At 50.1% G+C, this 8,146-nt stretch carries 8 protein-coding genes; 6 read left to right on the top strand and 2 right to left on the bottom strand.

Translation table 11 applies throughout. From position 1 onward, the window contains the following. Positions 1 to 439: 439 nt before the first annotated feature. Positions 440 to 769: a thioredoxin family protein gene (locus VE954_RS04085; RefSeq protein WP_324949937.1), complete on the top strand. Its 330-nt coding sequence runs from the start codon at positions 440 to 442 to the stop codon at positions 767 to 769. A gap of 67 nt (positions 770 to 836) precedes the next feature. On the opposite strand, the gene VE954_RS04080 is transcribed toward VE954_RS04085, so the two are convergent. Next, complete coding sequence (locus VE954_RS04080) at positions 837 to 2,150, bottom strand: hypothetical protein (protein ID WP_324949935.1); 1,314 nt, start codon at positions 2,148 to 2,150, stop codon at positions 837 to 839. A 401-nt stretch (positions 2,151 to 2,551) separates the two neighbouring features. Here VE954_RS04080 and VE954_RS04075 point away from each other — a divergent pair, with 401 nt between their 5' ends. Beyond that, complete coding sequence (locus VE954_RS04075; protein WP_324949933.1) at positions 2,552 to 3,169, top strand: porin family protein; 618 nt, start codon at positions 2,552 to 2,554, stop codon at positions 3,167 to 3,169. 84 nt (positions 3,170 to 3,253) lie between these two features. Continuing rightward, a complete protein-coding gene (locus tag VE954_RS04070) occupies positions 3,254 to 3,424 on the top strand; it encodes a hypothetical protein (protein ID WP_324949931.1) in 171 nt (56 codons plus the stop codon). 12 nt (positions 3,425 to 3,436) lie between these two features. Here the strand turns inward: VE954_RS04070 and VE954_RS04065 are convergent, their stop codons facing one another. After that, complete coding sequence (locus VE954_RS04065) at positions 3,437 to 4,261, bottom strand: hypothetical protein (protein ID WP_324949929.1); 825 nt, start codon at positions 4,259 to 4,261, stop codon at positions 3,437 to 3,439. Positions 4,262 to 4,879: 618 nt separating this feature from the next. On the opposite strand from VE954_RS04065, the gene VE954_RS04060 reads away from it, so the two are divergent. The 3 genes from VE954_RS04060 (at position 4,880) to nhaA (ending at position 7,981) form a co-directional block, all read left to right on the top strand. Then, positions 4,880 to 5,533: a DUF2254 family protein gene (locus VE954_RS04060; RefSeq protein ID WP_324949927.1), complete on the top strand. Its 654-nt coding sequence runs from the start codon at positions 4,880 to 4,882 to the stop codon at positions 5,531 to 5,533. Between the two features lie 44 nt (positions 5,534 to 5,577). Continuing rightward, positions 5,578 to 6,357, top strand: a complete 780-nt coding sequence (locus VE954_RS44105; protein WP_414698970.1) for a DUF2254 family protein — start codon at positions 5,578 to 5,580, stop codon at positions 6,355 to 6,357. Positions 6,358 to 6,562: 205 nt separating this feature from the next. After that, positions 6,563 to 7,981: a Na+/H+ antiporter NhaA gene (gene nhaA / locus VE954_RS04055; protein ID WP_324949925.1), complete on the top strand. Its 1,419-nt coding sequence runs from the start codon at positions 6,563 to 6,565 to the stop codon at positions 7,979 to 7,981. The last annotated feature ends 165 nt before the right edge of the window (positions 7,982 to 8,146 follow it).

Below are 8,146 nucleotides of genomic sequence, written 5' to 3'. Positions count from 1 at the left end.
CATAAACATTATAGAGTCCGGGCACAGTTTCCAGGGCTTCGCCCACGGACCGATAACCCCAGAACATGATGTCTTCGGCCGTGACCACCGAGATGATGGCGGGCGCTTCGGTGATCTTTTGCGCTGACTTGGTCGCCGTTTCGACTTTAAGATCGAGAATGGCATCGAGACTGAGGTCATTGCCTGGTGTTTCCTAAGCCATGAGGCCCGGTAAACTCCCAAAGGTCAACAGCACGGCGGAAACTTTGGTTAAAGCCCTCATGGATCAAAAGACCTCATTCACAGGTTAAGCACGCCGACGACTTGGCCCTCAACGCATAAACTCATCATTGGTGTTTGCGTATGCTAGTATATCTCAAGAAACTTTGACCAGATATGAGAGTATCAATGCACAAGCGTCTTGAGAGTGGGGTCCCATTGAAGGGGAAGGAGCGATTCAGTGAATGAGATTCAAGGGAGCGAGGCCTTTCAATCCAAAATCATCGCGACAGGAGGCAGCTTTCTGCTTGACTTTTGGGGGCCGAGCTGTGCTCCATGCATCGATTTAAACCGAGCCTTGGAAGCCTTGGAAAACGATTATCATGGCAAGCTTACGTTCGTTAAGATCAACGCAGATGAAGAAATCGATATAGCCACTCAGTACGGGATTCGAGGACTTCCCACGCTCATCCTGATTCATAAGGGCAAAATAGTGGATCGCTGGATCGGCGTCATGGCCATGGCAACCTTGAAGGCAAAGTTGGATAAAGCGCTTGGCGCGTTGATGTGATCCAGCAGCAGACGACCTTATCGGTCGAAGGTGGCCGACGGAGAATGGAATCCGTCAGCCTGCTCAATTAGGGCTCGGCTATAAACATCGCACTTGTACACATCTCATCTTCTGTGCTTTCACCCCAATACACATCCTTCAATCCCGTCGTGGTTTCCCCTTCATGCCGAGGCTTGGAATTGTCCCAGGTGCAGGTGAGCTTGACCTGATCCAGAGGTCCGAGATAAATGGGCTGCTTATAAAAAAACGTATTCTGCCAGTGAAAGTTCCAATTGGAAACCGAGATCAAGGGTTCGACCGACTTATCCCGACGAACGATATCGAGGGTGATGCTCTTGCCGAGCCGATGCATATGCGGGGCAACTCCGTAAACCTTGGCGCCTTTGAAATAGTTCAGTTTCGAGGGAAAAAAGAGGCCGACGAGCGAGAACAGAGGATTGCCCTGCCATGAATGGCTGACGTTATCCTGCCCCGCCGGAATTTTCATGGTGTCCTTGAGGAAGGGCCACATCACGTTCATGACCGGCAGATAAACACCGGACTTCAGTTTCTCCTGTGAAAGTTGAAACTGGACTTCGGTTTGATCCAGGTCTTCAGCCTTCGCGCTCGAATAATGCACCTGCATTACAAACCGGCTGCCTTGGGCCACAGCAATCCCGGTATCTTCTGGAAAAATAAATCCACCGTTCCCTGGACCACCAATGCCGACAAAGGGCATCGGGGCAAACTTGCCTTTGGTGTAGGGCCCACCGAAGCATTGATAGCCGTCCTGCTCATCTTCATCCACCATGGCCGTGACCTTGTCGAGATTTTTAGGATCGACCAGATACAGCGCCACGTGATGCACGAGTTTCGGATTCCCAGGAACCACCTTGTAGCCTTTGATAAAAGTATCCTGGTCGGGTTCCCAGTCAAGCAGAAAGCACCGATAGTCATCATCGTTTTCTGTGTTCGGATGATAAGGCGCGTTCATGCGGGCGACCGCATCAATCGATTCGATCTGACCCTTGTCGACCGAAAGAGACGGTCCCACATCCATGGGATCACCGGCAGCCGCACCTTGATCCACCCAATCCTTGAGGCGCTGGATATGAGGCGCAGGGAGGGAAATATCATAGATGTAGTCATGCAATGGATCGACCTTCCATGGCGGCATGCTTTTGCTTTGCGTGGCCGTAACAATCGCTTTGCGAAAACGAATGACTTCCGTGTAATTGGTCAAGGAAAAAGGAGCTATCTGACCCGGGCTATGACAGGACACACAGTAAGCATCGACGATAGGTTTAACATCTTTGTAATACGCGAGAGGCGGAACGTCAGCAGCATGGGCTGTTTGAAGCCCCAACAATACAGGGAAGAGAAAGCCTGGAAATGACTTCATGAGTGTCGTCCTTCGGATAATGATGAAAACACTACCTTAAAGGAATGACAGGTGTACAAACAACTCCCGATGATTTCAGGAGAGATAAACAGTTCGCGATCCATATCGATTCATTTCATGCGTCGCGGGCTGGGAGATTCGCACATTACAGTCACATGGACGAGCTTCTGACAACTCAAGCGGAGAGTGAGCGCACCTCTGTGATCCGAAAAAAATAAGGTTGCGAACGCCTGACGAACGAAGCCCACAGAAAACCACCTCAATAGCTGTCGGCTACGAAGACACATTACGAGCGGTACCCTTTCATGTGGCGACGTATAAGGAACTGTCGTTCAGTTGGTTGGCACGGAGCGTGCAAAATGCAAGTGACCTTTCTGTAATCAATCTGGAGAAAAATACTTATGAAAATATTAACCTCCCTCGCAACAATCGCTTTCGTTATGACGTCCTATGAAGCTTTCAGCCAGGACCGGTCGTATGAGTCTATCCGAGCAACAGGCGGTGTCGGGAGCACTTCAGTGGGTGTTAATTTAACGTCCACGGCAATTGATATTACGGACGAGAATGCCTTCGGATTTGGCGCGTTTGGCGACTTCCATATGTCACCTGCGTTCTCAGTAGGGGTGTCGCTCGACTATTGGAATGATGAGTATAGATCGTCGCCTACACGGGATGTGGAATTAGGCGACGTGGTGATCGGGGCAAACGGAAAATTCAACTTCACGGACATCGCAACCGGTTTCCGTCCCTACGTGTTAGCCGGCCTTGCTGGCCACATTCTTCAGGTCACGTCCAGCGAACGCAACCTCAATGCTGATGCCACAAACGTTCTTTCAGACCGCGATCGTGATCTGGAGGATTCGGATTTTGAACTCGGAGTGGACTTTGGGGCGGGAATAAACTATCGGATCCAGCCAGCCATGGATCTGGTCGGTGAAGTACGCTACCGTCGCCTCTTTGAGCAAACGCTGGATCTTGACCAAACGAACTACACGGTAGCATTAGCTTATGCGATGTGAGGCAAGCGACCGCTAACTTGTGTAAGCGAGGCAGGCCAAGCAATGGCATGGAAGTCCGTAATGTCCAGCACCTTTTAGGAGAGTTTGCTGAGTCCTTACGTCTGTGTCATTGGCTGTCTGTTGAGTCTCCAAAACACTCCCGTTCTTCAGCGTTCAATCCCGACCCACACGGCCACCACACATTACGATACGCAGCGGCTGGATATTCAGAATATCCATGATCGGATTCTGCGGCTGGGCGGTGGCCATGGATGAGGCGAACCATGGCTACACATGAGCGTGTGGTTCAAAATCACGATCCTGCCCGCCCTGCGGCATCCTGTGAACTCGATCTTTAAAGCCCCGGTAGTAATGCGACAGACTCATCTGGTAAGACTCTGTGATACCCTGGTTTCGATCATAAGGGGGTGCGTTCTTCACCTCATCCCGGGTCATGGACACCACAATATTTCGATCATTCCAGCTGATATCCTCAACCAGGCCACGGTCAATCACGACCTGCCCACCAGGCCACCACTTGCGCGCATCGGCGATCACATGAGTGATCCGCCAGGTTTCTGGTTCAATCAAGAGGTCATCCAATTCGCCGATGTCACCATCCGTGGCACGCAGAGCGTATTTCTTGACTTCGTTAAAGCTGCGAAGGTGGACATCCTGCTCCTGGCCTGGATCTGCAGGATCATCCCTGCGGTTGTCATCGTCAGCGGCATCCGCTGGATAGGATGGGTACATATAGATTCCGGACCAATGGTAAGCGCGCATCGGCATCGACCAATAAGGGCTCCATCGATAGTATTCGCTCAAGCTCTGTTCATGCTGACGCGAAACCGTTTTCTCCGAATCAAAAGCAGGACTATCCATGATCTGCCGCTTGGTGAGGTTCGTGTCAAAAGCTTTATTGTCTTCGCTGTATTGGCGAATGGCTTCTGGACTGATCAAGACAAGTCGTGGGGTTAGCCAGGTTCCAATATCCACCACGAAATAGCGCATTTTCCAGCTGATATCGTCAAAATAGACATCTTTAATATCGCCGTAGGCACCATCTGATGACTGGATTTTGACCCTTGTTATCGTGTCCGTACTGTACAGCATATTTCTCTCCTCTTAATGACGCCGTTGATTGTGTCAGGCCGGTCATAACAAAGGCAGCAGCCTACTGATGGCGATAGATGGCTGCAATTCGTAAGATCTCGCCCAGTAGACGTCAAGACGTGAGCAAGCAAAAAGTTGCCCAATCGTTGCAAGAGTTGGCAGAATATATGCGACAGGCATTACCCCAGGGGTTTTGCGCACATGCTCAATTTTTATCTACTTGTCGCGTGCTGTTCGTATAATATATTTATCGAAGGTATTTGATACGATTTCATTATAAGTTGACTATTATGGTCTATGAAGTCCATCGCATGCAGTGCAGTATCTCGAACATGCACTCAGTCATAAAGTTTGCGAATGGATCATTCTGGTTTTATGGCAAAGCTCTCATTGAAGCGCAAATCACCTGATATGCAAAGTCTACCATCAGCAGAAATAAGCAAACGCACCGTGAATTTCTGATTTTGCATCAAGACATAAATCGCCATTTCTTATCCTTCTTTCATGGATGGATGCTCGCGGTGCCTATTGAAAAAACTGCATCTGGCCTGGGGCTTGCTTACATAGCGAGCTGCCGTGTGGAACGGCATACTTCTCGGTAGGATTGTGGTCAAATTCATGTCAAAGCCTCTGTTTCTTCTTTTCGAGAAACTTCGCGCATCATACTGGTTTATTCCGGGGCTCATGGCTGGCGCCGCCGCATTAGGGGCTGTCTTGAGCCTCAAGCTCGATCACAACCTCCAGGGTTTGATCTTGCCTCAATGGTTGCTGCTCTTCTCAGGCGGACCCGACGCCGCTCGTGACGTTCTGAGCGCTGTGGCCGGCTCTATTGTAACTGTGGCTGGCGTGACATTTTCGATCTCCATCGTGATCCTTTCACTCGCCTCGCAGCAATACGGCCCGCGTCTTCTTAGAAATTTCATGAGGGATCGGTCCATTCATGCGGCGTTCGGCATGTTTGTGGCAACTTTCGTTTATAGCCTTCTGATTTTACCTTCCCCGTTGACGGGGAATGAAGCGCGGGAGGCGTTTACGCCGAGGTTAGGCGTAACAGTCAGTATTATGATGGCGATTGGATGTGTCTTTATGCTCATTTATTTTATACATCACATCGCGCGGTCCATCCAGGCATCGCATATAGCGGCTGCGACCTGTGACGAATTGGTCCGGACGATACGAGCTCTGCACCACAGCGAAGCTGGCTATGACGAGCACGATTCCAAGCCGATCAAGGTACTCCCTGTGTTCGAGTATTCAGAGTCCGTCGCGTAGCCTCCAGACACTCAGGATATTTACAGGCGTGCGACATCAAAGAATTGGTATCACTGGCGACTCAACATGATGTCGTCATTGAAATCAGGGCCAGGCCTGGCGGATTTATTGCACATGCTGACGACATCGTCCATGTATCAGGTAAAAACTCCCACCGTGAGACTTTCGCGCGCGATATCAATCACTGCTTCAGCTTGGGCACCCAACGGACCATGGAGCAGGACCTTGAGTTTGGCTTTCAAATGCTCGTAGAAATGTCGGTCCGTGCCTTGTCACCATCCATGAACGATCCTTTTACGGCACTTCAATGCATTGACTATCTACGCGAATCGTTCAAAACCATGATGCAAATGCCTAGGCCCAATCCGCTTCACAGGGATTCCGAAGGTTCGGTTCGCGTTATACAACCTTTCATCAGCGTCACCGATTTGCTCACGAACACCCTCTCGCCTCTCCATCACTATGCTCGCCACGCTCCCATGGTCCTCAACGGTTTAAATAATATGCTCGACTCCCTTACGGCAAATGCTGGTAGCCCTGAAATACTGAACCACAGCAATGTTGAAAAAAACATGACTGGCGAGGGGAGAGAGCCAGTTATGTCCAACCATGTTCTTAGATCAGCTTTCTATTACCAAGTACTTCATCGAAAGGTTATGCAGAAAGTATGCCGCATATGTGATTGGCAAGGACAAAGGGTCACGCGGAAAATGATCAAAACGGAACCGTCAAACTTTGATCCTTGCGATCATTTTTTGACGAAATTTGAGGATCCATACACTCCTGATCTGTGCTCAAGTCCTCCGTCCAGACAGAGAATGTGACATAGCAAATGGACCAGCACAACCGCTTTTGAATGCCATCTCCTGACTCTTGTTCACGTCCCGAATTCCGAGCTTTTACTCAGCTTCGCACTGACCTTAGATGTGGCATATTTCCTGCTGACTTGAGAATCAAGCGCCTTTTGACTGCAGAGGATACCATGCTGTTTCATAGGCCTTTTCTGCAAGTCCGACTTAGGAGTTGGCGATGACTTTGAATATATTTTCCGACAACAAACTCGGCTCGCGCGCGAATCCACCAGGCGCTTGGAAACCGCTCAGGCGTTGGGCGCAGGTTCTCACAGCTCCCGTTGAGCGATTTCTCCATATTCAGGCCTCCAGTGGTATTATTCTCATGCTGGCAGCTGCAGTCGCCTTGATTTGGGCCAACTCGCAGTGGTCTCACCTTTATCACAGTCTCTGGCACACTCCCCTCGGTTTTAGACTAGGCAATTTGTCGTTTGAGCGTGATCTGCATTTTTGGATCAATGACGGCCTGATGGCGATTTTCTTTTTTGTTATCGGTCTGGAGATTCGACGTGAAATTCATCAGGGTGAACTGAGCGAGATGCGTCGCGCAGCGTTGCCGTTATTCGCAGCTCTTGGTGGTATGGTCGTCCCCGCAGGTGTTTTTATCATGCTCAACCAAGGCCTTGTCACAGCCCAGGGTTGGGGCATTCCTATGGCAACGGATATTGCGTTTGCGGTGGGTGTGATGGCTTTGCTAGGCAAACGCATCTCTCCCGCTCTGCGTATATTTCTGTTGACCCTGGCTGTTGTCGATGACATCGGAGCCATATTGATCATAGCCATTTTTTATTCGGCTGAACTTTCGACGCTTGGCTTTGCCCTTGCCGCAATCGGTATTCTGTTCATCTTTCTTATGCAAAAACTGGGAATTCGTTCGCCATGGGCTTATCTTGCGCCTGCCTTGATCACATGGGGAGGTACTTATGCAGCAGGCATCCATCCGACCATTGCTGGTGTCGTGGTGGGGCTCATGACACCCGTTCGTGCATGGTTGGAAACCGATCAGTTCCTGGATATCGCGGAAACCAAGGTTCATAAAATAAGGCACATGAAGAATAGGGATGAAGCGGCTTTGCTTCCGCATCTGTCTCAACTCAATACCGCCCGAAAAGAAGCAGTATCACCTGTGGAGAGGATCCAGCAAGGTCTACATGGTTGGGTTGCCTTTATCATCATGCCGCTTTTTGCACTAGCGAATGCCGGTGTACCCTTTGGCGAAGCGTCGTTGGCCAACGATGGCTTCAACGTTTTTTGGGGGGTGATGTTCGGCTTGATCCTTGGTAAGCCTGTCGGGGTTTTTCTTTTTTCCTGGCTGGCCGTTCAACTGAAAATCGCCAGACTGCCAACAGGTGTCAAGTGGAGAGGTATATTTTTTGTAGGTTTATGTGCGGGAATTGGTTTTACAATGGCAATTTTTATTGCTCAGTTGGCTTTCACATCGGGCCAAACGCTGGAAACGGCAAAACTTGCCATCCTATGCGCTTCAGGCCTTGCGGCTGGACTGGCTTTCGCTACAGGGTTGATTCTACTCAAACCTGAACTGGCCGATGGAGCAGCCCGAACCGAAAGTGAGGCCGAAGCTAGTGCGGATAAATGAACTGCTCCACCCAATCCTCACAAACCCTGCGGGCTTGCTCCGGTATGGAATGGAGTTTCGTGTTTCACAGGAAAAGAGTTCTTCTCCTCCACACCTGAGGCCGGTTCCCGACCCGTGACAAAGCCTGTCAAAGCGTAATTTAAGATTACCAGAGCCGCATTCAGA

The sequence above is a fragment of the Oligoflexus sp. genome (assembly GCF_035638955.1).
In the GTDB taxonomy this organism is placed as follows: Bacteria; Bdellovibrionota_B; Oligoflexia; order Oligoflexales; family Oligoflexaceae; genus Oligoflexus.
The sequence above is the reverse complement of the archived record's forward strand: the minus strand, read 5'-3'. Positions and strand labels throughout refer to the sequence as shown.